The sequence below is a fragment of the Pseudomonas sp. ZS1P83 genome (assembly GCF_054897825.1).
Genome location: NZ_CM142706.1, coordinates 1,672,108 through 1,697,286, shown reverse-complemented (window position 1 = coordinate 1,697,286; position 25,179 = coordinate 1,672,108). Strand labels below are relative to the sequence as shown.

The following is a 25,179-nucleotide window of genomic DNA, read 5'->3' as shown; positions in this document are numbered from 1 at the left end:
TTATTTCCATGGCTATATTCCTTATGCAAACCGGCCCAGAGCTTTAAACATCAGAAGATCCAGAGGCATGTAGAGGAAGTGCAGGAGCACCAGAAAGATCGCGATTATCAAGACTCCACAGACGATCAATAGCATTCGCCACTTCCTGCGGCGTGCCAGTTCAGCCTTGGTGTGAATGTAGGGAATGGAAACCAATACGCGTCTACCCAGCACGCTGGCCAAGGCTTGGGCACCGCGCACACGCTGACTCATCATCTCGAGGAGCATCACCAGTGCGCCAGCACCCACCGGGGCAAGCAGGAAGCCCATGGCAACCACTTTTTTGCGGTTCGGCCGTACCGGCTTTTCAGGAATCAGTGGTAACTCCAGAACAACAAAACGCTCGGCTTTGTTTTCCTGCTCAAGGCTTTCGGAAATTTTTGCACCCATTTCCTTGGTGCGAATCTCCTCATATTTTTTACGAGCGTTATCATGGTCACGCATCACTGTGACCAAGCCGCGCTCGATTTGCGGCGTCTCAAGAATTTGCGCCTCGTAGTCGGCTATTTTTCTGAGTATTTCCTGCTTTTGATCGGCCAGCGACTTGATACGGGCTTCTGCTGCGAAGATCCGCGCCTGGGCCTTGGCAACGTCCAGACTGACCGAAGCCGCTGCACCCCCAGCACCAACACCAACACCTTTGCCAGCCTGAAGTGCAGCAATTTTGCGTTTGACGGCACGCACGTCGGGGTGGGCTTCCGTATATAACAACAGCAACCTGGTGTACTCCGCTTTGAGGCTACCCAGATCCTGTGGTTTATCAACTGCCGCACCGGGCGCTCCAGGCTTGGTCGCTAGCCCGGCATTCGCGGCGGAAAGCTCCAACTCATTGAAGCGCAAATCCTCACGGGCAGTTTTGTAGTCACGGTCGACCTCTTTAAGCTCGGTTTCGGCGCGCGACAACATATTCATGCGCAGCTCCTGATGCTCGGGCAGCGCGTTGCTGTGTGCCTGCTTGAAGTCCGCCAACCGGTTCTCCAAGGCTTCCAGCTCCACCCTGAGCTTGTCCGCCTCCTGCGTCAGGAACTCTGTGGTTTCACTGGCGCGTTCGGTGCGCTGCTTGATGTTTTCATCCAGAAACAGCGTCACCAGATCGTTGGCGACTTTGTTCGCAATCTCTGGCTGCCTGTGCTCAAAGCCAAGACGGAAAGCAATCGTCACCTCTCCGCGCCCCTTAACGACAGCACTGACCAGGGTGACTGTAATTGCAGTGCGCATTTCATCGATCTTCTCGGTAACGCTCAGTTGCCGGCTTTGCGAAGCAAAAAGATTGTATTTGTTGATGATCCCTTCCAGATGCTCACGGGTCATCACGCGCTGGCGAATGACTTCGATGCGCTCATCGGCAAAGGTATTGTTGTTCGCCGCCACCAGGTCTGGCGAAATCTGTTGAGACTCCACCAGAATCGTGCCGGATGACTCATAGGTAGGCGGGAGAGAGATCGCGACCGCTATGGACACGCCGAGTATGACCACGAAACTCAGGATCAACAGCAGCGCATGGTGCTTGATGATAGCAATGTAGTCGTTGACCGACATTTCGTATTCAGAGGCCATATTTCTCACACACCTGAATTTCAGAGACCGGGATAACTATAAGTCACCGTCAACCCGACGACGTTTGCAGTGGCATCCGGCAAGCCATCTTGCTGGCGTTGTTTGTATGTGTAGGATAGGCGCGCAATCCAAAAAGGCGAGAGTTCTTGGCTAAACCAGGCACTGTAATTTCGCAGAGTATTAGCCGTCCGGCCTTTGGCGTCTTGCCAGGAGGCATCGAAACCGGTGCGTCGGGTCTCGTCGATGGAATAGCTCCATGTACCCCTCAGGCTATCAATCTCGACGAAACCACCGTCCCCGCTGGCGAGAGTGGTACGACCGGCGTCGATGCTGGTATCAACGCGCTCACCGCTATAGTACAAGGTCAAACCGCCCTGGCCAGTGGGACCGCTGTCCGTGCCGGAGACTTGATTGGCGCCCACGTATACCGAGCCTCTGAGCCGCTCGGAGATTTGGTAGTTCATGCCAATATCGGGGGTGTAGCTGTTTGAGGAAGCCACCGCAGACCCTTCATCGGGCTCATAACGCCTCGCTCCAAAACGCGTGAATAGCTCCACTCGTTCGCTCCATGCATAGGTATAGCTCAAGCGGTTCGACAGCTCGTCATAGTTGGTCAGCGAATCAATGTCGTAAGTGACATGACTGTATTCAATCTCGTTAAGCAGGGTGCTGCGTTCAGTGAGAGCAGCACGCCAGTTGCCGGCCAGGGACGTCATCTTTTGCGTGCCATCGGAGACAACGACGCCGGTTTCCTGAACCGTAGAGGAAAGCGTAGAGCTTTCTTCATACCTCGCTGTGAGTCCATAAGCACCCGTTTCCGTCTCGCGCTGCCACCCTAACTTCAACCTGGGGTCTTCCCGGTCCGAAACGATGGAGGTATTGGACGAGTGCACGACATTCACGCCGAGGCCGAACTGGAATTCATCCTGGTCGGAAGTACCCACGAGGCTATAATCGGGAGCGATGATGGTACGCGTCACGCCCTTCTCGCCACTTGTAAGAAGCGTCGGGTTGCTGTCGTACTCAACCGTCGAAGGTACCGCTATTGCTGAGTGCCAGCTGGCAGCATAGGCCGTGTGCGAACACGACATAGCCAGGATTGCCGTCGCAATCCCGGTCGTTCGAAATCTAAGCAAGTTAATCCCTATTGCATCGAGCAAGGCTAAGGCACGAGCAGCGTATCGCCGGCCTGAAGTAGATAATTGGTGGACATGTCATCTCCTGACATCAACTCGCTGTAGTTGACGGGCAGGATGTCTTCTTTAGCCCCATTGCGTCGCAGGACCTTGATGTCATTCTTGGCGGCGAATTTGTCGAGCCCGCCCGCCATGCTTAATACCTGCAGCACTGACGTTTGACCTGGCATATGCACGGTGCCGGGTTTCACTACTTTGCCCTGAACGTAGACGAGATTACCTTCGGTGCCTGTGACGACAACGCTCACTTGCGGATCAGGTATAAATTTCTCAAGCTTGCCAGCGATTTTCTCCGCGACAGCGGTGGTATCAAGCCCCCTAACATCGACTTGCCCTGCCAGCGGGAAGGTAATGCTGCCATCGGGAAGTACTTTCACCTCCTGTTTCAGCTTGTCTTCACCCCAAACGGAAACAGAAAGGGTATCTCCCGGACTCAGCCGGTAAGCCGCGTCGTTTCCGACGGCACTAGAAATGCTGGGCCAAACAGCCAGCGCGCAGAGCACAGGTATCATTGAACGGAACATCGGCATTCCTCCGCCTAAGTAGCCATGCAAGGAGTTTAGAACAAAAAACGGAGCCTAATCACTCTATCCTATTTCACGCCAAAGAAACTACTGAACAGCAATCACTTTTAGCGTCTGAGCGGCCAATTCCGCCAATGCAACTCACCCGCGACTAGCTGGACAACCAAAACAGTAAAATATCGTTATTTAACAATAGCTTGGATCAAACAAGCCGCACCCAATGCTTACCGCGCCAAAATTAACTACATCATGCCAGTTATAGCTGCCTCAGCTGAAACACTGCAAACCTATTGTGGCTGCCTATGCCAGCACAACTAACCGGCCTCAATAATTACCAACTAAGCATCATTGCAAGGCCGGTAATCATCCGCAAAAAACACCACCTATATCTTCCGCCGGTTGGCGACCACAATAAAACCAAACAACGCGGAAGAAAACAACCAGGCTGCTGCCGGAAGCGGTACGGCATTCGGTTGATTGATATAAGAATCAGACCCCCCAGCCAACCCTTTATCCTGAACATCCAGCCCCACTAACGAGGCACTTGTAACCGCCGCCATTAAACCGTCACACGAAAAAGTATTGACGGTACTACCTGCCCCCGGGCCAGAGTTTATCATGCTGTTAGGCTGGTCATCATCCAAGATAGCGGCGATCGAAGAAGCCCACTGCAGGCCACTTCCAACCGCTAACGGCGCGCCACTCGGGTGCTCTTCGAGCGCCTTGCCAAGTTGAGAGCCTAACCCTCCGCAAGTGGTATTTATGCGATTAATTTCATTGGGAAAACTGGTCGCCTCAACACTAGCAACGGCCGCACCATTCAGGATCACAGAAAACAACACGAATTTAATGACAAGTGTTGAGCGCATAACACCACCTCCTTGCGTAGGGGGTTATTCTTTTTGTCGGTTGAAGAAACCTTTATCGGCTAAAATGAGCGTATGTGCACATCGCCATTACGTCAACAGCTCGTCACCATAATAAATCGAAATTTAATTTTACGCCGGATGGCGTCAAAATAACGACATGCCAAGCACGCCAGTTAAGTAAATCTATCCGTATGAAATAGCTTCATGCCTGGGCATTAGCCCGCCACAGGACGCTCGCCTCCGACCCGGCGCAGCGTCATGCACCGGGCGATGAAGCACTGTCGGCAACGTTCTGAAGGTACCCGGCGGGTCAGAGTTTTTGGTACGGGGTTACTTCGGTTGCGCCACCGTGCGCAAATAAGGTTTCACCGTCTTGAAGCCGTCCGGGTATTTCTTCTTTGCGTCCTCGTCGGAGACCGACGTGGGAATGATCACGTCCTGACCCGGACGCCAGTTCACCGGGGTAGCGACAGTGTGCTTGGCGTTTAGCTGAATAGCGTCGAGCAGCCGTAACACTTCATCGAAGTTGCGCCCGGCACTCATCGGGTAGACCAGCATCGCCTTGATCTTTTTGTCCGGGCCGACAATAAACACCGACCGCACCGTAGCGTTGTCCACGGCAGTACGAGCGCCCCCACTGGCATTGGGGTGAATCATGTCGTAGAGCTTGGCCACCACCAGGTTCTCGTCACCAATCATGGGGTAGTTGACCGCATGACCCTGTGTCTCTTCGATGTCTTTGGCCCAGGTCTGATGGTTACCGACGGGGTCGACGCTGAGGCCCACAATCTTTGTGTTGCGTTTGTCGAACTCTGGCTTGAGCCCGGCCATGTAACCGAGTTCAGTGGTGCAGACAGGGGTGAAGTCCTTCGGATGCGAGAACAGGATGGCCCACTTGTCGCCGATCCATTCGTGGAAATGGAGCGTGCCTTCGGTGGTCTCGGCGGTGAAATCCGGTGCTTCGTCGCCAATACGAATGGTCATGTGCGTTCTCCTCGCGGTGAAGGGTAGGAAACTCTCGGAACGAACCAGTATAGGAGACCTTGAAGACTTCGCTCTGCACCCCGCCGAAGGGCTGGCGCCAGCTGCCGCCGGTTTTACGACGAAACGCCCGGGCCAGCACGAAGGCTTCTCGTAGCCGATTTCATCGGCAATCAGTGCAATGGGCTTGCCTTCAAGCAAGCGTTTCTGGGCAGGACTGATCCGCCAACTCACCAGGTAATCGACCCGCTTTCGGTGGTGATAATGGAAGCCATAGCTCTGCGCTGGCCGGTACTGTGCACCTATCTGGCGGGCCTTCTCGAGTGGGTGGAGCACGCCGATTACGAGACCAAAACCTCATCCGGAAATGCTGCCTATACTGCAATCCGGGGTCGATAGAGAAAACAGACAAATCGCTAAGCATTCAGCCTGTCAGGTTGAGGTCATGGAAATTCACGCCGAGCCGTCAGGAAATGTAGAAAGTGGCCCTACTCTGACGCTGCGCGTGAAGCGCCTGACGCCTGGTGATGAGGTGTACTTCAATCGGACACAACCCAGAAGACGTAAGGAATTGCCTCCTGTCGGCAGTGCTTACCGTACGATTTTTTCCAAGTTCTGCGAGGTCCCCAATCCAACCGCCCTGATTGTCTGCTCTGAGGACCTGACAGATGAATGTGATCGACTATTTTGATGGAGCAAGAATCATCAATATCTCGTCAAGAAAGGATCGCCGTTTAGAAACAGTAGAAGAATTCGCTCGCTACGGCTTTCACATTGATGATGAAAAAATAGGCTTTTTTGAGGCTGTTACGCCCAGTGAGGGAAATGGCTTCCCGAGCGTCGGGGCCAGAGGCTGCTTTTTGAGTCATCTGGGGGTGCTGGAAGAGGCAATGCACCTCAATTTGAAAAATATCTTGATCATGGAGGACGACATACAGTTTTCCAGACGAATTTCTCAATATGGGAGACAGGCCATCGAGTCTCTGGAAGGTATGGAGTGGGACATCGCCTATTTTGGGCATCCGCTCGAAGGAAATTCAAGCTTGCCCGCTTGGAAAGTAATCGATCGACCAATACATTTGTCCCATTTCTATGCTGTAAACGGGAAATGCTTTGGGAAATTGAGGGATTTTTTATTCCAGATTCTGGAGCGGCCGCCGGGACATCCTGACGGAGGTCCGATGCATTATGACGCTGCTCTCAATACGCTTATTCACAAGAATAAAGAGATTCTGGCTTACTACTTTACCTGGAATTTTGGCTATCAAAGGCCCTCGCGGACGGACCTGCATGAACTTTCCATCTTTGACAGGGCGCCTCTCCTGCGGCCGGCAATGGATATGCTTAGAAGGTTAAAGGCAAAAAACCTGAGAAGAACTCGATAGTTTTCTGTTCCTTCTCTCTCATTAGGGAAGGTCTGAAGTACCCTCCGATTTTTGATGACCTCTCAACGTGAGGTTAAAAAAATGCTGACGCGGTCGAAAGTGGGACCTTTCCTGTTCTTAATTCATCGTTTCACCCTTGGAAGCGGGAGTCAGAGAGGCGCACACCCTGTTTGCCGGCAAGGCCGGGCTGTCTGCGCAAGACATTGTCAGCGCCCGACAGGGGCAGCTGAATGGCGGACCGCACCTCGTCATTTGCGCGCCAACTTATACCGGACGCATTCCTCATAGAAACTCTCGCGCAGGGCTGCGGGCTTCATCCGCGACTGACTGTCATAGGTCTGCTCGGTAATGCCCATCGCCATCATGTGCATCCACGGCTTGCTGAACTTGTAGGTGTGTAACTTCTGCCGTGCTGCATACAGTGAAACCCCGGACAGTTTGAGTTCCTGGGCTCTCGCCGCGGTACCTGCGCCCCAGCTGCAGAGGTAACGATCATTCGATGCCAGTTCTTTGGCCTGGACAGAGGCGGCAACGCTCGCCAGGCCTAACGAAATCAGCGCAACCATCACATTCCGCATTTGCATTCGATCCCAACTAACTGAAAATAAATTGATTTTGGTCAAAAATTTGAAACTTCGGGGCCAGCAAAATGCCTTAAGTGCGCTATCGCCTGTTTTCTCAGTGTCTTACGGACATTTCTTGCGAGATTTCAATCCTTAGCTATAGCTAACACTCTTTTCCGCCAACTAATGAGGCAACGGAATGTCAGTCGCTAAGAAAATGACCGTGGGGCAACTGACGATGTTGACAGCCGTCAACATGTTGGGCTCAGGCATTGTGCTGCTACCCACAAAACTCGCCGAAGTCGGCGGTATTTCCATTCTTTCCTGGCTGATCACGGCCACCGGCTCCTTGGCGCTGGCCTATGCCTTTGCGCGCTGCGGGATGCTCAGCCGAAAGACCGGGGGCATGGGCGGCTATGCCGAGTACACCTTCGGCAAGGCGGGCAACTACATCACGAACTACACCTATGGGCTCTCGCTGTTGATTGCCAATGTGGCGATCAGTATTACGGCGGTCGGCTATATCCAGGAACTGTTCCACATCAAGCTTGATTCACTGCAAGTGGGTCTGGCGACCATCGCTCTGTTGTGGATCACCACGTTCGCCAACTTCGGCGGCGCGCGGATTACCGGCCGGATCGGTGCAATCACGGTTTGGGGAGTGATTGCGCCGGTGGTGCTGATTTCCACCATTGGCTGGTTCTGGTTCGACAGCAGTGTCTACGCCGCCGGCTGGAACCCGCACAACATGGGCTGGTTCGAAGCCGCAGGTGCATCGGTGGCGATCACCTTGTGGGCATTCCTGGGTCTGGAGTCGGCGTGCGCCAACACCGATGCCGTGGAAAATCCGGAGAAGAACGTACCGATTGCGGTACTCGGCGGCACCCTCGGCGCGGCAGTGATCTACATCGTCTCCACCAACGTCATCGCAGGTATTGTCAATAACCCGGAACTGGCCGCCTCAAGCGCCCCCTTCGGTCTGGTCTTCGCCAAGATGTTCACCCCGTTGGTCGGCGACATTGTGATGGCAGCGATGGTACTCGCCTGCATCGGTTCGTTGCTGGGTTGGCAGTTCACCATTGCTCAGGTGTACAAAAGCTCGGCGGACACCGGTTACTTCCTGTCGATCTTCGCCAAGTCAAACAAGGCCGGAACGCCGATTGCCGGCATGTTGGTGCTGCTGGCGGCGCAGACGGCGCTTGCTTTTCTCACCATCAGCCCGGACCTGAGCAAACAGTTCGACATCCTCGTCAACCTCGCGGTGGTGACCAACCTGGTGCCGTACATCCTGTCCATGGCCGCCTTGATGACCATGCAGAAGGTGTCCAACGTACCGGCAAACAAGGCGCTGGCCACCAACATCATTGCGTGGGTGGCGGCGGCTTACAGCTACCTGGCGCTCTACAGTTCGGGCGAGCAAGCGTTGATGCTCGGCGGCGTAGCTACGATCTTCGGTTACACGCTGTTCGGCTTCGTCAACAACCGCCTGATTCGCCTCGAAGCGCTCAATAACAGCGTACCGACGCAGACCGTCAGCGCTCAGCACCTCACGGGCAAACCGGTGCCGGTCAACAACTTGCAAGCAGTCACAGTAGAGGCTCAATCATGACGGAACATAGACATACGCTCGGGATGCTCACGCTGTTGGTCAGCAGCCCGCCGGACAAACGCACTGTCTTTGGTCGCGCCCTGAACCAGTTGGTCAACGATGTGGAGGAACGCGCCGTCAGGGTGCTGGCGTCGGAAACCTTGAGCGACGCCACGTCGATCCTGCGTACGGATCCGGCCGTTCAATGCGTGCTGCTCAGCTGGGAAATGGATACAAGCGAAGGCCACGAAGAATGCATCAAATTGCTGGTCAGCCTGCGCGAGCGCAACACTCGGGTGCCGGTCTTTTTGATCAGCGACCGCAGCACCGCGTCGACCATTCCGCTGGTGGTCATGCAACACGCCGATGACTTTATCTGGCTGCCCGAGGACACCAGTCGCTTCCTCAGCGGGCGCATCCTGGCGGCCATCGAACGCTATCGCCAAGCCGCGCTGCCTCCCATGTTCGGCGCGTTGGTGAAGTTTTCCAGGACCTATGAATACTCGTGGCACACCCCCGGTCATGCTGGCGGCACGGCGTTTCTCAAGAGCACAGCGGGCCGGGCATTCTACGAGTTCTTCGGAGAAAACCTGCTGCGTTCCGACCTGTCGATTTCGGTCGGCGAACTCGGTTCGCTGCTCGATCACAGCGGCCCCATCGGCCAGGGCGAGCGCTACGCCGCCAAGGTCTTCGGCGCGCACCGCACCTATTACGTCACCAACGGTTCGTCGACCTCCAACCGTGTCATCCTCATGGCCAGCGTCACGCGCAATCAGATTGCTCTGTGCGACCGCAATTGCCACAAGTCCGCCGAGCACGCGATGACCCTGTCCGGGGCCATTCCGACGTATCTGGTGCCGACCCGCAATCGCTACGGCATCATCGGCCCGATCCTGCCGCAAACTTTGAGCAGCGATGGCGTCAAAGCCGCCATTGCCAACAACCCCTTGGTCAAGGAAGGGATCGACCCGACACCGATCCACGCCATCATCACCAACTCCACCTACGACGGCCTGACCTACAACGTCACCCGCGTCGAAGAGCTGCTGGGCCAGAGCGTCGACCGTCTGCATTTCGATGAAGCCTGGTACGGTTATGCGCGATTCAACCCGTTGTATCGCGAGCGCTTCGCCATGCACGGCAGCCCGGACGATCACGATGACTCGAAGCCGACCGTGTTCGCCACTCAGTCGACGCACAAGTTGCTGGCAGCCCTGTCCCAGGCATCGATGATTCACGTGCGCAACGGCCGTAACCCGATCCATCACGGGCGTTTCAACGAGTCGTTCATGATGCACGCCTCGACCTCGCCCAACTACGCGATCATGGCCTCCTGCGACGTCAGCTCGGCGATGATGGATGCGCCCAGCGGCCAGATTCTGACCACCGAATCCATCGAAGAAGCCATCAGCTTCCGCCAGGTCATCTCGCGCATGCACAACGAGATGCTGAGCAAGGATGAGTGGTTCTTCACGTGCTGGCAGCCACCGTCGGTACGGGTTGGCGCGGTGTTAGTGCCGTTCCATGAAGTAGATCCGGTGTTGTTGAAAACTGAGCCGAACTGCTGGGTGCTTCATCCCAACGAGGTGTGGCACGGTTTCGGTGACATCGAAGAAGGCTACTGCATGCTCGACCCGATCAAGGTCTCGGTGCTGAGCCCCGGCATGGGCGACGACGGCAACCTGCTCGACTCGGGCATCCCCGCCTGCGTGCTCACGGCGTACCTCGGACGTCAGGGCATCGTCGTCGAGAAAACCACCGACTTCACCATTCTGTTCCTGTTCTCTATCGGCATCACCAAAGGCAAATGGGGCACCCTGGTCAACGCGTTGCTCGACTTCAAACGTGACTATGACGACAACGTCGACCTGGAGCTGTGCCTGCCCGACCTTCTCAGCGCCAACCAGCAGCGCTACGCCGACATGGGCCTCAAGGACCTGGCCGACGATATCTTCGTCGCCATGAAGAAACACAAAACCACCGCCACCATGGCCCAGGCGTTCGGCATGCTCCCGCAAGCCGAATTCAGCCCGGTGGAGGCCTACGAAAAACTGGTCAGAAACGACATCGAACTGGTCACACTGGAAGAAGCCGCCGGGCGGATCGTTGCGACCGGGATCGTGCCCTACCCACCCGGTATTCCGCTGCTGATGCCGGGTGAAAACGCCGGGCCAGCGGACGGTCCGTTGCTGGCCTATCTCAAAGCGCTGGAAAGCTTCGACAAATCCTTCCCGGGTTTCACCCATGACACCCATGGGATCGAAAGCGAGGGCGGGGTTTATCGCTTGCTGGTGTTGAAATGAGCTAGCGCCTATACGTGCTGCGAAGTAAAAAACGGGCGCCCTGAGGCGCCCGTTTTTGTGTCTTCTCCTAAGCGGTTAACCCGTCGGGATTAAACCCTGACATTGCGCCCCGGCAATGATGATCGCTGACTGGAGGCCGAGGACGCTGGTGCCTTTGATGCTGTCTGGGATGACGCTGGCGCACAGGGCTTTCGCCGTTGCTCGCTCAAGGGCCAGCTCAGCGCCGCCATGCACCTTGAAGAGCGCGATATGCCACTGGCTCACCGCTTGCTTCCGGTCCTGGAGCGGCGCACCGGGCGTATCGTCGTCAACGCCTTCGCACATCCACAGGAGGTGACGTTTGCCACCATTCACGGTGGACCGTTTCCGGCACGTCGGATAGCCGCTTTACCTCGGTTGGCATGACCTCGATTGAACGCTTTTTGCGCCCGGTGTCCTACCAGGGTTTTCCTGATGCGCTACTGCCCGAATCATTGCGTGAGGTTAATCCCTTGGGACTGCCTCGCCTCGTAGACGGTCAATAAAAGCTATCCGGTTCGATAAGACTGAATGCCTGCCGAACTGGATTTGGCCAGCGTTACTGACAGCGGACAGAGATTCAGCCCTTGGCCGCCATCGCGGTGACTTCCACACGCATACCTTCGACCGCCAGGGCGGCTACGCCAACGGCAGCGCGAACCGGCCAGGGCTTGGCAAAGAAGTGCTGGTAGACCTCGTTGAAAGCGGCGCGGTCGGCCATGTCGGTGAGGTAGATGGTCAGATGCAGAACCCGGTCCATGGAACTGCCGGCGTGCTCCAGCGCTACCTTGAGTGCCTGCAGCGTGCACTCGCTTTGCTCGATGATGCCGCCCAGCTCCAGACTGCCGTCAGCGCGGGTGGGGATCTGAGTGGAGACCAGCAGGCCGCCGAACCCGGCGACGTCGGAGGAGATGGATTCCGGATCGGGGTCGGGGAGGAAGGTGATGTCGTGGTTTGCCATGGGGATCTCTTGTTTGAGGGGGTAAGGGGCTGTCGAGTATACGCTCCGCTATTTAGTGTTTAGGGCTGAGTTAAACCCCAACGCAAACGAAAACGCGAGACCCCAAGCCGCCCCCTTCAAAGACAAGCCCAAAGATGCGGTGAGCAGATACAACGAGCGCCGAGCAACCTGTGGCGAGGGGAGCTTGCGGACCGCCGCAACGTCCCGCTGGGCCGCGCAGCGGCTCCCAAAAGGGAACAACTGCCCAACCCAACGTCAGTTACACACTCACGACAGCAGACCGCACCTATTCAGGTGAGTCGATCAGATCCAGCAATCGGTTTGCCGTGATTTCAGCCACCATGACGCTGTTGGAAATGCCCAACAGGGAATAACGCGAGCAACCCTCCAAGAGGTCCACCAACTCGTGGACCATCACATCAACCGAGGCCAGGGTTTCGACCAGAAAAACCACTAGGGTTTCGGTCGTGGCCTCTGGGTCCACGGAAAACAGGGTGCTGCGTGTTCGCGGGGTGGCTTTGATGTCGGCTATCGACGGGAAGTGGTAATCGAGAGCTCGCTCGGCGGCTTCGTTGAGTTTGTTTGAATCGGGTTCGTACGGGGACACCGGATCGGTGTCCGGCGGGTTGGGTGAAGGTTTGATCATTTGCTGACACTCCTGAATGGAGCCGCCAATACTTCTCTACTAAAAGAAGGGTGGCGGCTATGCGCAGGTTAGTAGACCGGGGAGTATCAGCAATTACCGGCGCGCCGAAGCGCCCTGCGCACAGCCACCATCAAGTAGAGGTAGGAAACTACCTGCCTGACAGAACTCATGCACCTTACTGAAAACACCACGGGCTACTAAACCCGACCACTGAAGGGCAGTGGCAGGGAAACGATAGACGCCAGGGTCAAGGCACACAAGCCGGCGGATTCTGGCGTAGCCGTAGGCAACGGCGCAAGGTCTTGTAGCTTTCAGGACGTAACCTTGAGGACGTTTAAACAAGCGCCCTTCGGCGATGTTGAATAAGTGGAAATGCGTTGAAATTGAGGCAATGTGCCTAATGTCCGTCAGTTGAGGTACGAAACCTGTGGGAGCGGTCTTGCTCCCACATGGATCAACACTAGGCAACGGCGTTGGCTCGACAGCAACCTGTCACCAGTGGGATGGCCTCTGATCTCCCCAACTCAAGGCGCATTAACCACGACATACGTCACATCGCTACCCTGATTCTGCGGTTGATACCAGGTTGCACCGCATTGCATGTAAGCCGTGTTGTATTGGATGACTTGCACGCAGCTGGTGGGCAGTTGCGCAGGCGTGAAGATGGACCCGACCACCGCCGCTGTCACCGCGACCGTTGCGGTAACAGCCGCCGCCGGGGCGATCGGATGGTAGTGATTGTCGTAGCCATAGCGGCCACGCCCGACAGCGGTTGCTCGGATCGGGTGATCCACAACTGCCAATCAACGCCCTCCTGCCGAAAGGCCAGGTGAACACACAGTTGCCCCTTGATCGTCGACGGCCCAATGTACAGCGCGCTTTTCAGCGCATCGATCTGCGCCTGATCGCTGCCAAACAGAAACAGGTCCTCCATGGGGATCTGAACACCATAATGGTCTTCGATCATGTGCAACGTATCGGACAATTTCGGCGGTGCATCCACCGCCGTGTAGTACTTCAAAAAAGGCGAATACTCAGTTAGTTTCTTGCCGTTGAAGAAACTCTCGTGTTCGAACATATCGATGATTTTATCGACCACTTGCGGGTTGACCGTCGGGGTGGCGTCCGGTGATGGCGGATCGTCGGCACGCGCCCCGGGTGTCAGCACCAGGGTGAACAACAGGCAGAAAACACTCGCATTGGCTTTCATTGATCCCGCTCCTGGCCTGTGCACGTGCTTAACGCCCCGGTATCAAGGCTGATTATTAAGCCTGGACGCGGCGTAACCCATTCGCCAGAAGGGCAAGAAACCCTATGGGCAAACCCAAGTGGAGCGCTCTATGATTGAAGCCCATGACGACCACTCCTCCGATTCGCCAACCCTGCCCGCCCGGCGCCTGCGACTGCGGGCGTGACCCGCTGCTGGAAACACCGGGGGCGGACGTGCGCATCCTGTTTCTGACTCGTTCAGAGGAAAAGCGTCTGATCGAACGCCTGGAAAACCTCCAGAGCCTGAGTGACCTTGAGCGTCTGCAACGGCGGATGTTTGAGCAGTTGGGCATCCGCGTGAGCATCGCCCCCGGCTTCAACGAAGTACGAACCATGCGCGGTATCGGTATCAATCTCGGCGACCAGCCGGGGTTATGCCGCAGAACCCGTCAGTCGATCCCGGCCGCGATTCGCCGCGCACTGGAGAAGCGTCCAGAGATTGCCTACGCGCTGCTCAATGCCAACGACCTGTTGCGCGATGCGTGAATCAGCCCGATGAACCTTGTTTCGCGGGTGAAACACGTGTCATCCACGACCCTGTACAAAAGCAACGAAACAGGATCAGCGGTCATACGCAGAGTCTGAGCCGCTGCTATGCCTTCTCATGGGAGAAATGGTTTCAAGCCAGTCAGGATGAAGCTGGAAACACACGCGTGACCGTGGTCCCGGCGCCAGCCAGGTGCGCGAAGAGAAACAGATGCCCATCCGTAGCAGGAGGTGGCAGATGTTATTCATGGTCAGTTGGTCCATCAGTCCGGAAAATCGAAACAACGTGATCAAGCGCTTTCTCGAAACCAAAGGTGCTCCACCCGAAGGCGTCAAGATGTTGGGGCGCTGGCATGCCGTCGGTGGCTCGAACGGTTTTGGCATCGCAGATGCCAATGATGCCGTGCAGATTCAGAAGTGGGTGCTGCAATGGAACGACCTCATGAACATGGAAGTCCATGCGGCGTTGACCGACGAACAGGCGGCGCCGCTGCTGGCCGCTGCTATCGGCAAGCAATAGTCGTTGGGGCGGCGAGCCCAGCTCGCCGCTCCATGCCTGCGTATTGGCAACCGAACGTCTACCGTGCCCATGGGCAAATTCTGGCGCATTGCGGCCGGGGCCACCTATGCTCTGAACCGGGGTACCGACATCAATCCATGGAGCACACACCACAATGAATCTGTCCCGAAAACTGTTTATTGGCGCTGCGCTGGCCAGCTTGCTGCTCGGCGGTTGCACCTCGAAAGTCACCGAGCGTGAGCAGTATTCCGGCTTCCTGTCCAACTACAACAACGTGCAGCAGGTCACCACCACCAGCGGCGAAACGGCCATGCGCTGGGTGAGCCCGTCCTGGAATCCAGATGCCTATAACACCGTGGCCTTCAACAAGCTGGAGCTCTACCCGGCGCCACAGCCCAACGAGCGGGTCAATCGGCAAACCCTGGACGAGCTGCAGAGCTACATGACCAGCAAGGCCAAAGGCGTGCTGGGCCAGAAATACCGGGTGGTGTCGAGCGCAAAATCAGCGCCGGCCGGGTCAAAAACTTTGATCATGCGCGCGGCGATCACCGGGGTGAATGCCGAAAACGAGGGCATGAAGTGGTATGAAGTGGTTCCGGTCGCCGCTGTCGTGGGGGGTGTTTCCGCTGCCAGTGGCCATCGCGATCAGGACACCACACTGTTCATCGAGGCCGAGTTTATCGACGCCAGCAACAATCAGACCGTGGCCAAAGTGGTGCGCAAAGTCTTTGGCAGCACACTGTCAAACTCCAGCCAGAAGATCTCCACCAAGGATTTCAAAGCGGCGATCGATAAACTGGGCACCGATTTGCAGGCGTTTATCAGATAGTCCGATTGCTTTTGCAGGAGCGCGGCTTGCCGGCGATGGCGTACTCAAGGGCGCTATCGCCGGCAAGCCGTGCTCCTACAATGGCTACTTCTTCATCCCGACCCGCCGCCGCATTTCGGCGGTGATCGACTGCCGGGTTTGCTTCAGGTCCGCCCAAGGTTCATCACCGACCTCGGCCAGACGCTCATGCACGGTGTGCACGTTCCATTGATTCCCTCCCTTGAGCTCACCCACCTCCTCTCGAAAGATCGGCACCGACACCGGCAGTCCTTCGCGGGTGCGCACGGCGTAGGCGCAGATGGTCGTGGCGCCCAGACCGTTGCGCAGGTAATCGATGAAGATCCGCCCTACCCGGTTCTTCGGTCCGGACACAGCGGAAAAACGCTCCGGCAACAACTTGGCCATGTGGCTGACAATCGCGTGGCTGAAGTCCTTCACCTCGTCCCAACCGAGCTTGCGGGTCAGTGGCACCACCAGATGAATCCCTTTACCGCCGCTGGTCTTGAGGAACGCCTTGAGCCCCAACTCATCGAGTACCGACAGGGTCAATTGAGTCGCCTCCACCATGCTTTTCCAGGGCAGCGCCGGGTCCGGGTCGAGGTCGAGGACGAAGCGGTCGGGTTTGTCGAGGTTGTCCGAGGTCGCGTTCCAGGTGTGCAGTTCAACGGTGCTCATTTGCACGGCGCCGATCAGGGCTTCGGCATTATTGATGATCATCACCGGTTGGCCGGTGAGTTCCTTGTCCAGGGAGGTGATCCCCGGAATGGCCAGGCGCTCGGCGTTTTTCTGGAAAAACAGTTCGCCGGCGATGCCGTCCGGGGCCCGAACCAGCGCCACTGGCCGATCCTTCAATTCGGGCAAAATCCATTCGGCGACGCTGGCGTAATACTCGGCCAGTTGCACTTTGGTGGTGCCGCTGCTGGCGTCGATCACCCGGTCCGGGTGAGTGATGCGCACCTTGCCCTCGCCCAGGCCGATTTGTGATGGCGCGGGTGCGGCTTGGGTGGTTTTCTTTTTGGACGCGGCAGAGGGCTTTTCTGCGGGGGCTTTTTTAGCGGCTTTGGGCTTCACGGCTTTTGGACGCTCCTCGGTAATGTCTTCGGCAGGTTTGTCGTCACGCAGACCATGAAACACCGCATGACGGACTGAACCTTCTTTGGTCATTTCGGCAAAAGCCACCTCAGCCAGCAGCGTGGGCTTGAGCCAGTGCACACCCTTGGCATCAAAACCGATCGGTGGATTGACCACTGAGCTCTTTTTGGTTCGCAACGGTTTCAGTTGCTCGTAGATGCGCTTGAGCGTCGTCTCGTTGAACCCGGTGCCGACCTTGCCCGCGTAACGCAACTCAGCGCTGTCGCGGTCATGCAAGCCCAGCAGCAGCGCACCAAAGGCATTGCGCGAACCTTTCGGGTCGGTGAAGCCAACGACGACGAACTCCTGCCGATGCTTGCACTTGAGTTTGATCCAGTCGCTGCTGCGCCGTGAAACGTAAGGCGAGCCCAGGCGCTTGCCGATCAACCCCTCCATCTGCATTTGGCAGGCGCTGTTGAGCAACGCTTCCGGTTCTTCACTAAAGGCATCGGAGAAACGCAGCAGCGGGTCTTTATTGGGGTTGAGCACCGTCGACAGCGCAACCCTTCGCTCCTCGACAGCCACCTCGCGCAGGTCCACACCGTTGAGGTAAGGCATGTCGAACAGGTAGTAAACGATGTTGCCGCTGCGGCCCGAGTCGAAGGCGTTTTGCAAGGCCTGAAAGTCCGGCACGCCCTGCTCGTCGGCGACCACCATTTCTCCGTCGAGCCAGGCGGATTCGAGACCCAGTAAAGCCAACGCCTCGGCTTGTTTGGGCAGTTTATGGGTCCAGTCGTGACCGTTACGGGTGAAGAGTTTGACCTCGTCGTGGTCGATGCGGGCCATGATCCGATAGCCATCGAACTTGATCTCATAGCTCCACTCGCCGTCCGGGGCTTTTTCGACCAGGGTCGCCAATTCCGGTTTGACCAGGTCCGGCAATTTGGCTTTGCGGGCGCCCGTCAATGGCGCCGACTTTTCCTTGCGTGCCGCGGCGGCGGGTTTTTTGATGGGTTTGGGTTTGGCAGCGGTCTTCGGCTTTTTGGCAACGATGGTCCGATCACTCAGCACGCTGTCGGGCTCGGCGGCGACCACGTCGTAATCGCTTTCGGGTTTGGCCGCGCCGTCCTGATGCTTGATCAAAAACCATTGCTCCTGCTTGCCCGGCATGTGCGTACGCACCAGGTTCCACAGGCCGCCGAGCTTCTCGCCTTGCAGCTCGAATTTCAGCTTGCCCTGGGCGTACGCCTTGACCGGGTCGTCCTGAGGAATCCACACCCCTCGGTCCCAGACAATCACATCGCCGGCGCCGTAATGCCCTTCGGGAATGCTGCCCTCGAAGGTCGCGTAATCAATCGGATGGTCTTCGACGTGGACCGCCAGGCGCTTGACCTTGGGGTCCAGTGACGGGCCTTTGGGCACCGCCCAGCTTTTCAGCGCGCCATCGAGTTCCAGGCGAAAGTCGTAATGCAGGCGCGAGGCGTCGTGCTTCTGGATACAGAACTGCAAGGCATGGTCTTTCGCGTTTTTTTTGCCCCCGCGTTTGGCGGCGGCCGGTTCAGAGGTCGCCGAGAAGTCGCGCATGCGGTTGTAATCGTCCAGGCTCCTGGTCATGGCGCACCGGCTGACGAGGTAACGGTGCCCCCGATGCCTGGGCCGATGCGCGTGACGATCAGGGCGACGACGGCAATTCGCTCCACCCGCTGATAGCCAGGGGTCAATAGTTCTTCACCGAACACGTCAGGGTCGAGTTCGTGGTAAGTCCAGCCGAACATCGGCGATTCCAGACGCGGCGTCACCGCGTCCAGAAAAGGATCGAGACCATCGATCATCGCCACGCCGGTGTACAGCACCAAGGAGCCACCGGGGGCCAACCGATAAAGGGCTTGCTCGACAATGCGCAGCGACAACTGCGCGCCGAGCGCCCCGCCGCCATGCCGGTAAGCACGCTCGGCCGGGTCGGCCATGTAGGGCGGATTGGCGACGATCAGGTCGAAGTTGCCGTCGACGTCCTGCAGCACATCGCTGGCTTCGATGCTGACGTTTGCCACCTCGGCGAGCGCGGCGTTGATCGCGGTCATGCGTAACGCCAAAGGGTTGATGTCCACGGCCAGCACTTCGGCTTCACGGCGAGCGCGGGCAATCACAATCGCCCCAACGCCCGCACCGCAGCCGATGTCCACAGCGCGCCTGATTGGCGCGAAGCTCTGTTGCAGATGGGCGTGAATCAGCCGGGCGAAACGGTAGGTGTCGGGTCCGAAGAACACCGCATCAGCGGCGTCGGTGGGGTAGCCCGAATGCACGAACAGCAGGTCATCGAGGCTTGACCAGCGCACATGACTTTTCAGTCGACCATTGCTTTCCTCGAGGACGCCAGCCTGTTGCAACTGCCGCTGTTCATCCACCGACAGCAGATCGGGTTCAAACGGCCGCGACCAACCGAATACTTCGCGCAGGGTCCGGGCGTTTTGCCCGAAGGCGCGACCATTGACCCGCTGATGGGTCAGCGGCGTTGGCGTGATGAATCGGTAACCGTCGGCCTGCAAGCGGCGCCCCAGTTGCAGCAAGGCCAGGTCAGCGGCGCTAAGCTGTTCTTCCTGATTCATGAAGGGCTCCCTATCGAAATCCGGATTTGAGTTCGATGAAGCGTCGCGTGGCCATCAGGCCAGCCGGGTGAGCGTGCCGATGGGCAGACAGCCATGGGATCAACACCTGCATTTGCTCGTCGGCGGCAAGCCCATCAAGTGTAGCTTGCAGGCGTTGGACATCCGGGTCATTGGCGGGCACTGGCGGTTCGGTCGCGGCACTGGTTCCACGTCGAACCGCTGCCGACGAACGCTCAGGTCTCCAGTCTCCGGCGATCCAATCGTGCAGCAGCTGTTTTTCGTAGGGGCTGAATACCCCGAACATGGCCGCGCCGTCGCCGTCGATCAATTGCCAGAAACGGCTGGCTTGCGGGTCCTGGTGACGTTTGATCCAGCCCTTGTTTTCCAGGGCGCTGAGGAAGCCTGGCAACTGCTCCGGCGACGACAGCCATTGATTAACGGTCTTGCCTTCAAACCGGCAGTAATCGGAATGCATGTGCTGACCAAACGGGCGCTTGTGTTCAAGCATGTTCAGCAACTCGCCGTACACGTCGAACGACTCGATGATCGCGCGACTGCCCTGCCCCAGGTCGTTGAGCCGATATCCCAGCGCGACCCTGCGCAGAAAGTCTTCACGGTCGGCTTCCACCGGCAGCAATTTCAGCACCGACTGCACGGCCTTTTGTGCGTGGCCGGTGCTCGCATTGTCGATGGTCACGTGCAGCGTGAAGTAATACGGATCGATACCCAGTTCGCTGAGTTCATAGGCGCTGATCAGCAAATGCAACGGCAGCAGTTCATAGCCGAGGTTGTAGCCGATCACCTCCGGCAAAAAATCGTCGCTGCAATAACCGAGCGCCAATTGCACCGCACCTTGCAGGTAACGCTCGTCTGCGATGAACCCGTTGTCTTGCAAGCCATGTTCGGCGAGCAGTTTGCGGTAGATCACCACATGATTCTGTGCCGGGTTGCCGTCGCCCAATTCTTCCAGATAGGTGCAAATCAACCCTTCGAAACGAGGGTCATGCCAGTGCCGCAGCAGGCCATACAGCCACGCACCGTCAACCAGTTTGGTCGGGGCAACGGCTTGCAGGAAAAACAACGCGTGCGCCTTGTTAGTGAAGAACTGCCGAGGCCCGCCTTCCTTGCGCTTTTGCAGGTAGTCGGCGTATTGGCGAGCGACTTCGGCGCAGTGCTGTTCGACAAACGTTTGCAGTGCCGACAGGTCGTGCGGCATCTCCTCGGGCACGTCCCCTGCGTGCGCAAGTTGAGCCTCGAGGAAGGATTTGCCGAGGGTGCGCTGGTGTTCGATATCGTCGCTCAGCAATAGCTGTTCATAGATAAGCTTCAAGCTACCGGCAGTCAGGATTGCGCGTTCGTGGGTCAGCTGGGATTCAAGTCGTGTCAGGGCAGTCATGGGTGTGTCTCTCGGTCTGAGGCCAGTGGCAGGACGCTCAAATCAGCACGTCTCTACATCAGCAGAGCGACACGCCCGGAAAAAAATTCCATCGGCGTTGAAATTGCCCGGACAGACGGGCCTGTTGCGGGATTACGTTTCTGGTGCCCAAAGCACCTGAAACCCGGTAGAGGCCAGACTAACGAAAAAAACGCCCTTCTTATGATCGTTCCCACGCTCTGCGTCACTAGTGTCCGGTAAACATGCTTCATAGTTGAAGGCTGCCTTGGGCAGCCTTCAACTTTTCTCGCTCCTGCCTTCGTCGATCCCTCAATACTGGGGTTCCGGGCCGTTCAAACAGGACATGAACTATGCGAACCGTCAGTTCGAACAACGAGCCGGTAAATCCTGAGCGACGATGGAGTATTTGCAGTAACAGATAGCTGATCAAGGCACTGTAAATCTGCAAACGCACCGCATTTTCGGAGTAGGCATAAAAGCGTTTGAGCTTCAGATGTTGTTTGATCCACTTGAAAAATAGCTCGATCTGCCAACGATCTTTGTACAAGGACGCGATTTCTTCAGCTGTCCTCGTGAAGTCGTTGGTCACCAGAACTAACGGCGTCGCATGCCCCTCGCGCTCAACCACGACGCGTCTTACCGACTTTTCCCAGTAGTCGTTCAGGCGTTTGCCGGCCAAATGCTTTTTGCCAAACCGGACGACTTCATCGGTCATGACCGAGCTTTGCTCAGTCACGGTCGAGTGCTCATGCAGCACTTTGATATTGGCGTTTTTCTTCAGGCGGGTGACGAAAAAAGCACCTTTGGTCTGCAACTCGTGCCACCAGTTGTAATCGCAGTAGCCCTTGTCGAAAACATACGTCATGCCGGTCTGGATCGGCATTTCCAGTGCATCGCTCAGGTCGTTGACGTTGGCAGGCGTAATGTTCACGTACACCGGGGCCAGCTGCGCCAGATCCAGCCCGACATGCACTTTGAGGCCTTGGGTGATGCGGGTTTTCGTCGCGGCTGTCCAGCCATCGAAGTGAGGTCCGCGCAAGGTGATCGACGTGGAGTCAATCAGGCTAACCATGGCCCCGACCTCCTTGCGCTGCTGGCGGCTGACGGCGCTCATCAGGTACCCACAAAGGTCCTGTAATGGCCGGTAGTCACGCTTGTTCAAGGCATCGGACATTGTCGAGCGGGCAATAGGGCCGGCATTAAGATGGTAGCTATGCGGGCCGAAATTTTCGGAGATAGTCGCCAAGGACCGCAGGCTTGAGGCTTGGGTCAAATGGCCGCTGATCAGTGTCACCAGCAATTGCCAGGTCGTGCAGCGTTTGACGTAGCGATCAGCTTGGTGTGTTTCGATGGATTGCTGGAAAAACTGGCGCGGGATCGCACTGAGTAGTTGGCTTAAACGGGTGCTGGAAAACATAAGTCAAAATCGAGTCTGAAAAATCCGATTATGCCTCACAGCCGCCAACAGCAAGGGGGAGCAAGCTCCCCCCTCGTTTTTTACCGGACACTAGTGACGCTCCGCGTGGGAATGCCTCTCGGGACGCTCCGCGTTCCTGCCCCGAAGCTTGAGCCGTGACTGTCATCTTAGTGACGCAGAGCGTCACCGGCTGCATTCCCACGCAGAGCGTGGGAACGATCTTCAGGCCACGCCACCTTTGGCCTGTTGCTCCAGGTGCACTTGCAGCTCTGGATCGATCCTCAACGCCGCAGCCAGTTCATCCAGATAGTTACGTTCGGCGTCTTGCTGATCGTCCACCAGCATCACACTGGCCAGGTACATCTCCGCCGCCATGCCAGGATCCGTTGCCGACTGCGCCACATCGGCGGCGTCCAGTGGCCGTGCGACTTCATCGTCCAGCCATTGCTTGAGCTCTGGATCGTTGGTGTGGCGGCCCATTTCGGTGCTGATCATCTGCTTCTCGGTGTCATCGATCCGGCCATCGGCCTTGGCCGCGGCAATCAACGCGCGGAGGATCGCATGGCTGTGGTCCTCGACTTCGGGGCCGGACAACAGGTCAACAGTGCGCGGTGCCTGTTGCGGCGCCGAGGCCTGGCTGCGTTGCCAGGCCTGATACGCCTGGAACGCCATCATCCCCAGTGACGCCAGCGCCGCATAGTGGGTGCCACCACCTGACCGGGTCTGGGTCGAACCGCCCACGGCAGAGCCACCGCCCAGCAGACCACCGAGCAAACCTCCCAGGCCACCGCCCCGGGCGCTTGAACCGGCGCCACCGCCTAACAGGCCGCCGAGCAATCCACCGAGACCGCCGAGGCCACCTTGGGCCGACGCGCCACCGCCACCCTGTTGCAACGTTGAGCCTTGGCCGGCTCGCAGAAGTTGTTCGAGCAGATTGCTGGTGTTCATGACGATGTCCTCATCGATGGGAGTGATCCAGTCAGGCAACGATAGTCCTCGCCGGCAAATGCGCCAACACCGTTTGGCTGACGTGAACCCTTGTCGCCCTTGGCCGTCACGCTACTGACAGAAACTGACACGGCGACCTTTTATGCTGCGCCCACCCACACTGGAGCAGCCCTATGATTACTCCCCGCTATATCCTGCTTTTCGTTGAAAACCCCGCCGCCAGCGCACGGTTCTATGCGTCGCTGCTGGACCTCACGCCCGTCGAACAATCCCCTACCTTCGCCCTGTTTGTACTGGAAGGCGGCTACAAGCTGGGGCTCTGGTCGCGGCACACCGCAGAACCGGCGGTGAGCTCAACCGGTGGCGGGACCGAACTGGCGTTTCCCGTCGAGTCTGCAGAAGAAGTCGATGCACTGTTTGCCGATTGGGCGGCTCGCGGGCTGAGCATTGTGCAAACACCCACTGAGCTGGATTTCGGTCGCACCTTCGTCGCGCTTGACCCTGATGACCATCGGCTGCGAGTGTTCTACCCTCGCTAACCCGATGCCCACAGGATCAACCAACACATGGACCGCCCTCTGATTGTCGTCAGCGACGTTATCGAACCTGAAGTCGAGCAAGTACTCAGCGCCGGGCTGAGTGCCTTCAATGATCAGATGACCGGAATCAACGACCGCCAGTCGCTGGCGGTAACGGTCCGCGATCCGGAAACCCATCAGGTGCTGGGCGGTATTACCGGACGTACGTCGCTCGGCCTGCTGTTTCTCGATCTTTTCTACTTGCCCGAGTCACTGCGTGGCTCCGGGCTCGGTTCTCGACTGCTCAAAGCGTACGAAGACGAAGGTCGCCGTCGCGGTTGCAACTCGGCAGTGCTCTATACCCTCAGTTTCCAGGCCCCGGAGTTCTATGAAAAAAACGGCTGGCAGCGATTCGGGGAAGTGCCCTGCGAGCCGAAAGGCACGAGTCGGGTGTTCATGAGCAAGATGCTGTGAATGAGCCTATCTGCACCAGGTCAATCCGGAGATCGCCACGTTTGAGTAAAAAGATCGCCCTGCGCCGATGTTTCATTTAATGCCCCGAATTTATCCGGAGTATTTTTTTGCCACCCAGCTAAGATTTACAGATGGTGAACCTTATCCCCGGATACCCGGTCGATACATGCAACCTGACTTGGTTTGCCGACACCCCCAATGGAAGGGGTGATAACAGGCTTGCTTCACTTTCTGGAGAACGCCCCCGTGATATCGACCCTACACCTCGCCAGGCTCAAAGCATGGGGCGCCCATGGTTTTACCGCCACTGGCGTGGTCACTGCCTTCCTCGCAACACTCGCCTTACTGGAAAACCAGGCCACAAACTGCTTGCTGTGGCTGGGCGTCGCCCTGATTGTCGATGGCCTGGACGGCGCGTTGGCGCGCAAGGTCAATGTCCAGTCGGTGCTGCCAAGTTTTGATGGCTCGATCCTCGATCTGGTCATCGACTACCTGACGTATGTGTTTATCCCAGCGCTGTTCATCTATCGCTACATACCTTTGCCGGACTACACGCTGCTGCTGACCGTGTCGCTGATTCTCGTCTCGTCGCTGTTTTGCTTCTGCAACGTCAACATGAAGAGCAAAGACAACTACTTCCAGGGCTTCCCCGCCGCCTGGAACGTGGTAGCCCTGTGCCTGTACATCATCGCCCCGTCGCCGTGGATCACTTTTCTCACCGTCATCGGCCTGGCGCTGTTGACCGTGACCCGGATGAAGTTCCTCCACCCGTTCCGCGTGCGCAAGTTCATGCCAATCAACATCGCCGTAACGGCGATCTGGCTGCTGTGCAGTTTGTCGCTGGTGGTTAACCATCCGGTGATCAATCCTATGGTGATGGGGCTTTGGCTGCTGATGTCGGCTTACTTCCTGGGGATCTGCATCTGGCGCACGGCGCTGGAGTGGTTCGAAAGCTCGCGGAATTAAAGGTCTACAGAGCGTGGCCGACTGCTCCCGCACACCTCAGAAGTCGGCC

At 57.4% G+C, this 25,179-nt stretch carries 24 protein-coding genes and 2 pseudogenes; 12 read left to right on the top strand and 14 right to left on the bottom strand.

The window, feature by feature from the left end:
* Nucleotides 1–21 precede the first annotated feature (21 nt).
* From ACYZT0_RS08325 to ACYZT0_RS08305, 5 genes are all read right to left on the bottom strand, one after another.
* Nucleotides 22–1,596, bottom strand: coding sequence for a GumC family protein (locus ACYZT0_RS08325; protein WP_462045410.1), 1,575 nt, complete (start codon nucleotides 1,594–1,596; stop codon nucleotides 22–24).
* 20 nt (nucleotides 1,597–1,616) lie between these two features.
* Nucleotides 1,617–2,687, bottom strand: coding sequence for a hypothetical protein (locus tag ACYZT0_RS08320; RefSeq protein ID WP_462046518.1), 1,071 nt, complete (start codon nucleotides 2,685–2,687; stop codon nucleotides 1,617–1,619).
* Between the two features lie 71 nt (nucleotides 2,688–2,758).
* Nucleotides 2,759–3,316 carry a polysaccharide biosynthesis/export family protein gene (locus ACYZT0_RS08315; protein ID WP_462045409.1) on the bottom strand — a complete coding sequence of 186 codons (558 nt, stop codon included), beginning with the start codon at nucleotides 3,314–3,316 and terminating at the stop codon, nucleotides 2,759–2,761.
* Nucleotides 3,317–3,699: 383 nt separating this feature from the next.
* Nucleotides 3,700–4,185 carry a hypothetical protein gene (locus tag ACYZT0_RS08310; protein WP_462045408.1) on the bottom strand — a complete coding sequence of 162 codons (486 nt, stop codon included), beginning with the start codon at nucleotides 4,183–4,185 and terminating at the stop codon, nucleotides 3,700–3,702.
* 330 nt (nucleotides 4,186–4,515) lie between these two features.
* Complete coding sequence (locus ACYZT0_RS08305; RefSeq protein WP_282376053.1) at nucleotides 4,516–5,169, bottom strand: peroxiredoxin; 654 nt, start codon at nucleotides 5,167–5,169, stop codon at nucleotides 4,516–4,518.
* A 442-nt stretch (nucleotides 5,170–5,611) separates the two neighbouring features.
* On the opposite strand from ACYZT0_RS08305, the gene ACYZT0_RS08300 reads away from it, so the two are divergent.
* The 3 genes and pseudogenes from ACYZT0_RS08300 to ACYZT0_RS08290 all read left to right on the top strand — a co-directional run.
* Nucleotides 5,612–5,857, top strand: coding sequence for a hypothetical protein (locus ACYZT0_RS08300; protein ID WP_462045407.1), 246 nt, complete (start codon nucleotides 5,612–5,614; stop codon nucleotides 5,855–5,857).
* A complete protein-coding gene (locus ACYZT0_RS08295) occupies nucleotides 5,835–6,551 on the top strand; it encodes a glycosyltransferase family 25 protein (protein ID WP_462045406.1) in 717 nt (238 codons plus the stop codon). The genes ACYZT0_RS08300 and ACYZT0_RS08295 overlap by 23 nt, the downstream gene beginning before the upstream one ends.
* A 157-nt stretch (nucleotides 6,552–6,708) precedes the next feature.
* Nucleotides 6,709–6,783: pseudogene (locus tag ACYZT0_RS08290) on the top strand (carboxymuconolactone decarboxylase family protein); the annotation flags it as partial.
* A 16-nt stretch (nucleotides 6,784–6,799) separates the two neighbouring features.
* Here ACYZT0_RS08290 and ACYZT0_RS08285 read toward each other — a convergent pair.
* A complete protein-coding gene (locus ACYZT0_RS08285) occupies nucleotides 6,800–7,129 on the bottom strand; it encodes a hypothetical protein (RefSeq protein WP_462045405.1) in 330 nt (109 codons plus the stop codon).
* A 184-nt stretch (nucleotides 7,130–7,313) separates the two neighbouring features.
* On the opposite strand from ACYZT0_RS08285, the gene potE reads away from it, so the two are divergent.
* From potE to ACYZT0_RS08270, 3 genes and pseudogenes are all read left to right on the top strand, one after another.
* Complete coding sequence (gene potE, locus ACYZT0_RS08280) at nucleotides 7,314–8,723, top strand: putrescine-ornithine antiporter (RefSeq protein ID WP_462045404.1); 1,410 nt, start codon at nucleotides 7,314–7,316, stop codon at nucleotides 8,721–8,723.
* Nucleotides 8,720–11,005 carry an Orn/Lys/Arg family decarboxylase gene (locus tag ACYZT0_RS08275; protein WP_462045403.1) on the top strand — a complete coding sequence of 762 codons (2,286 nt, stop codon included), beginning with the start codon at nucleotides 8,720–8,722 and terminating at the stop codon, nucleotides 11,003–11,005. Before potE ends, ACYZT0_RS08275 begins: the two co-directional genes overlap by 4 nt.
* A 201-nt stretch (nucleotides 11,006–11,206) precedes the next feature.
* Nucleotides 11,207–11,529 (top strand): annotated as a pseudogene (locus tag ACYZT0_RS08270) (aldehyde dehydrogenase (NADP(+))); the annotation flags it as partial.
* 74 nt (nucleotides 11,530–11,603) lie between these two features.
* Here ACYZT0_RS08270 and ACYZT0_RS08265 read toward each other — a convergent pair.
* The 3 genes from ACYZT0_RS08265 to ACYZT0_RS08255 all read right to left on the bottom strand — a co-directional run bounded on the left by ACYZT0_RS08265 (nucleotide 11,604) and on the right by ACYZT0_RS08255 (nucleotide 13,840).
* A complete protein-coding gene (locus ACYZT0_RS08265) occupies nucleotides 11,604–11,984 on the bottom strand; it encodes a RidA family protein (RefSeq protein WP_462045402.1) in 381 nt (126 codons plus the stop codon).
* 286 nt (nucleotides 11,985–12,270) lie between these two features.
* Entirely contained in the window at nucleotides 12,271–12,630 is a 360-nt protein-coding gene (locus ACYZT0_RS08260) for a DUF6124 family protein (protein WP_462045401.1), read from the bottom strand.
* Between the two features lie 685 nt (nucleotides 12,631–13,315).
* Nucleotides 13,316–13,840 (bottom strand): DUF2092 domain-containing protein, encoded by a 525-nt coding sequence (locus tag ACYZT0_RS08255; protein WP_462045400.1) that lies wholly within the window; start codon nucleotides 13,838–13,840, stop codon nucleotides 13,316–13,318.
* Between the two features lie 143 nt (nucleotides 13,841–13,983).
* On the opposite strand from ACYZT0_RS08255, the gene ACYZT0_RS08250 reads away from it, so the two are divergent.
* The 3 genes from ACYZT0_RS08250 (at nucleotide 13,984) to ACYZT0_RS08240 (ending at nucleotide 15,734) form a co-directional block, all read left to right on the top strand.
* Complete coding sequence (locus ACYZT0_RS08250) at nucleotides 13,984–14,385, top strand: hypothetical protein (protein WP_462045399.1); 402 nt, start codon at nucleotides 13,984–13,986, stop codon at nucleotides 14,383–14,385.
* A gap of 238 nt (nucleotides 14,386–14,623) precedes the next feature.
* A complete protein-coding gene (locus ACYZT0_RS08245; RefSeq protein WP_462045398.1) occupies nucleotides 14,624–14,905 on the top strand; it encodes a DUF3303 domain-containing protein in 282 nt (93 codons plus the stop codon).
* Nucleotides 14,906–15,059: 154 nt separating this feature from the next.
* Nucleotides 15,060–15,734 (top strand): DUF3313 domain-containing protein, encoded by a 675-nt coding sequence (locus tag ACYZT0_RS08240; RefSeq protein WP_462045397.1) that lies wholly within the window; start codon nucleotides 15,060–15,062, stop codon nucleotides 15,732–15,734.
* A gap of 84 nt (nucleotides 15,735–15,818) precedes the next feature.
* On the opposite strand, the gene ligD is transcribed toward ACYZT0_RS08240, so the two are convergent.
* From ligD to ACYZT0_RS08215, 5 genes are all read right to left on the bottom strand, one after another.
* Nucleotides 15,819–18,419, bottom strand: coding sequence for a DNA ligase D (gene ligD, locus ACYZT0_RS08235; RefSeq protein WP_462045396.1), 2,601 nt, complete (start codon nucleotides 18,417–18,419; stop codon nucleotides 15,819–15,821).
* Nucleotides 18,416–19,411: a methyltransferase gene (locus ACYZT0_RS08230; RefSeq protein WP_462045395.1), complete on the bottom strand. Its 996-nt coding sequence runs from the start codon at nucleotides 19,409–19,411 to the stop codon at nucleotides 18,416–18,418. Before ACYZT0_RS08230 ends, ligD begins: the two co-directional genes overlap by 4 nt.
* Nucleotides 19,412–19,421: 10 nt before the next feature.
* Nucleotides 19,422–20,807 carry an iron-containing redox enzyme family protein gene (locus tag ACYZT0_RS08225; RefSeq protein WP_462045394.1) on the bottom strand — a complete coding sequence of 462 codons (1,386 nt, stop codon included), beginning with the start codon at nucleotides 20,805–20,807 and terminating at the stop codon, nucleotides 19,422–19,424.
* Nucleotides 20,808–21,054: 247 nt separating this feature from the next.
* A complete protein-coding gene (locus ACYZT0_RS08220) occupies nucleotides 21,055–22,224 on the bottom strand; it encodes an IS4 family transposase (RefSeq protein ID WP_462043660.1) in 1,170 nt (389 codons plus the stop codon).
* A 222-nt stretch (nucleotides 22,225–22,446) separates the two neighbouring features.
* Nucleotides 22,447–23,172: a tellurite resistance TerB family protein gene (locus ACYZT0_RS08215; protein WP_462045393.1), complete on the bottom strand. Its 726-nt coding sequence runs from the start codon at nucleotides 23,170–23,172 to the stop codon at nucleotides 22,447–22,449.
* Nucleotides 23,173–23,345: 173 nt separating this feature from the next.
* Here ACYZT0_RS08215 and ACYZT0_RS08210 point away from each other — a divergent pair, with 173 nt between their 5' ends.
* The 3 genes from ACYZT0_RS08210 (at nucleotide 23,346) to pcsA (ending at nucleotide 25,130) form a co-directional block, all read left to right on the top strand.
* On the top strand, nucleotides 23,346–23,711 hold the full coding sequence (locus ACYZT0_RS08210) for a VOC family protein (protein WP_462045392.1): 366 nt from the start codon (nucleotides 23,346–23,348) through the stop codon (nucleotides 23,709–23,711).
* 27 nt (nucleotides 23,712–23,738) lie between these two features.
* Nucleotides 23,739–24,164 (top strand): GNAT family N-acetyltransferase, encoded by a 426-nt coding sequence (locus ACYZT0_RS08205; protein ID WP_462045391.1) that lies wholly within the window; start codon nucleotides 23,739–23,741, stop codon nucleotides 24,162–24,164.
* A gap of 246 nt (nucleotides 24,165–24,410) precedes the next feature.
* The gene (gene pcsA / locus ACYZT0_RS08200) at nucleotides 24,411–25,130 is read left to right on the top strand and encodes a phosphatidylcholine synthase (protein WP_462045390.1); all 720 of its coding nucleotides are present in this window, start codon (nucleotides 24,411–24,413) and stop codon (nucleotides 25,128–25,130) included.
* Nucleotides 25,131–25,179: the final 49 nt, after the last annotated feature.

Bases quoted from the DNA above. Each gene is read 5' to 3' on its own strand.
- ACYZT0_RS08210 (WP_462045392.1), top strand. From the start codon at position 23,346: ATGATTACTCCCCGCTATATCCTGCTTTTCGTTGAAAACCCCGCCGCC.
- ACYZT0_RS08245 (WP_462045398.1), top strand. From the start codon at position 14,624: ATGTTATTCATGGTCAGTTGGTCCATCAGTCCGGAAAATCGAAACAAC.
- ACYZT0_RS08300 (WP_462045407.1), top strand. From the start codon at position 5,612: ATGGAAATTCACGCCGAGCCGTCAGGAAATGTAGAAAGTGGCCCTACT.
- ACYZT0_RS08230 (WP_462045395.1), bottom strand. From the start codon at position 19,411: ATGAATCAGGAAGAACAGCTTAGCGCCGCTGACCTGGCCTTGCTGCAA.
- ACYZT0_RS08215 (WP_462045393.1), bottom strand. From the start codon at position 23,172: ATGAACACCAGCAATCTGCTCGAACAACTTCTGCGAGCCGGCCAAGGC.
- ligD (WP_462045396.1), bottom strand. From the start codon at position 18,419: ATGACCAGGAGCCTGGACGATTACAACCGCATGCGCGACTTCTCGGCG.
- ACYZT0_RS08315 (WP_462045409.1), bottom strand. From the start codon at position 3,316: ATGTTCCGTTCAATGATACCTGTGCTCTGCGCGCTGGCTGTTTGGCCC.
- ACYZT0_RS08205 (WP_462045391.1), top strand. From the start codon at position 23,739: ATGGACCGCCCTCTGATTGTCGTCAGCGACGTTATCGAACCTGAAGTC.
- ACYZT0_RS08325 (WP_462045410.1), bottom strand. From the start codon at position 1,596: ATGGCCTCTGAATACGAAATGTCGGTCAACGACTACATTGCTATCATC.
- ACYZT0_RS08310 (WP_462045408.1), bottom strand. From the start codon at position 4,185: ATGCGCTCAACACTTGTCATTAAATTCGTGTTGTTTTCTGTGATCCTG.
- ACYZT0_RS08220 (WP_462043660.1), bottom strand. From the start codon at position 22,224: ATGTTTTCCAGCACCCGTTTAAGCCAACTACTCAGTGCGATCCCGCGC.
- ACYZT0_RS08260 (WP_462045401.1), bottom strand. From the start codon at position 12,630: ATGATCAAACCTTCACCCAACCCGCCGGACACCGATCCGGTGTCCCCG.
- ACYZT0_RS08275 (WP_462045403.1), top strand. From the start codon at position 8,720: ATGACGGAACATAGACATACGCTCGGGATGCTCACGCTGTTGGTCAGC.
- ACYZT0_RS08265 (WP_462045402.1), bottom strand. From the start codon at position 11,984: ATGGCAAACCACGACATCACCTTCCTCCCCGACCCCGATCCGGAATCC.
- ACYZT0_RS08225 (WP_462045394.1), bottom strand. From the start codon at position 20,807: ATGACTGCCCTGACACGACTTGAATCCCAGCTGACCCACGAACGCGCA.
- ACYZT0_RS08285 (WP_462045405.1), bottom strand. From the start codon at position 7,129: ATGCGGAATGTGATGGTTGCGCTGATTTCGTTAGGCCTGGCGAGCGTT.
- ACYZT0_RS08240 (WP_462045397.1), top strand. From the start codon at position 15,060: ATGAATCTGTCCCGAAAACTGTTTATTGGCGCTGCGCTGGCCAGCTTG.
- ACYZT0_RS08295 (WP_462045406.1), top strand. From the start codon at position 5,835: ATGAATGTGATCGACTATTTTGATGGAGCAAGAATCATCAATATCTCG.
- potE (WP_462045404.1), top strand. From the start codon at position 7,314: ATGTCAGTCGCTAAGAAAATGACCGTGGGGCAACTGACGATGTTGACA.
- ACYZT0_RS08320 (WP_462046518.1), bottom strand. From the start codon at position 2,687: ATGTCGTGTTCGCACACGGCCTATGCTGCCAGCTGGCACTCAGCAATA.
- ACYZT0_RS08255 (WP_462045400.1), bottom strand. From the start codon at position 13,840: ATGAAAGCCAATGCGAGTGTTTTCTGCCTGTTGTTCACCCTGGTGCTG.
- ACYZT0_RS08305 (WP_282376053.1), bottom strand. From the start codon at position 5,169: ATGACCATTCGTATTGGCGACGAAGCACCGGATTTCACCGCCGAGACC.
- ACYZT0_RS08250 (WP_462045399.1), top strand. From the start codon at position 13,984: ATGACGACCACTCCTCCGATTCGCCAACCCTGCCCGCCCGGCGCCTGC.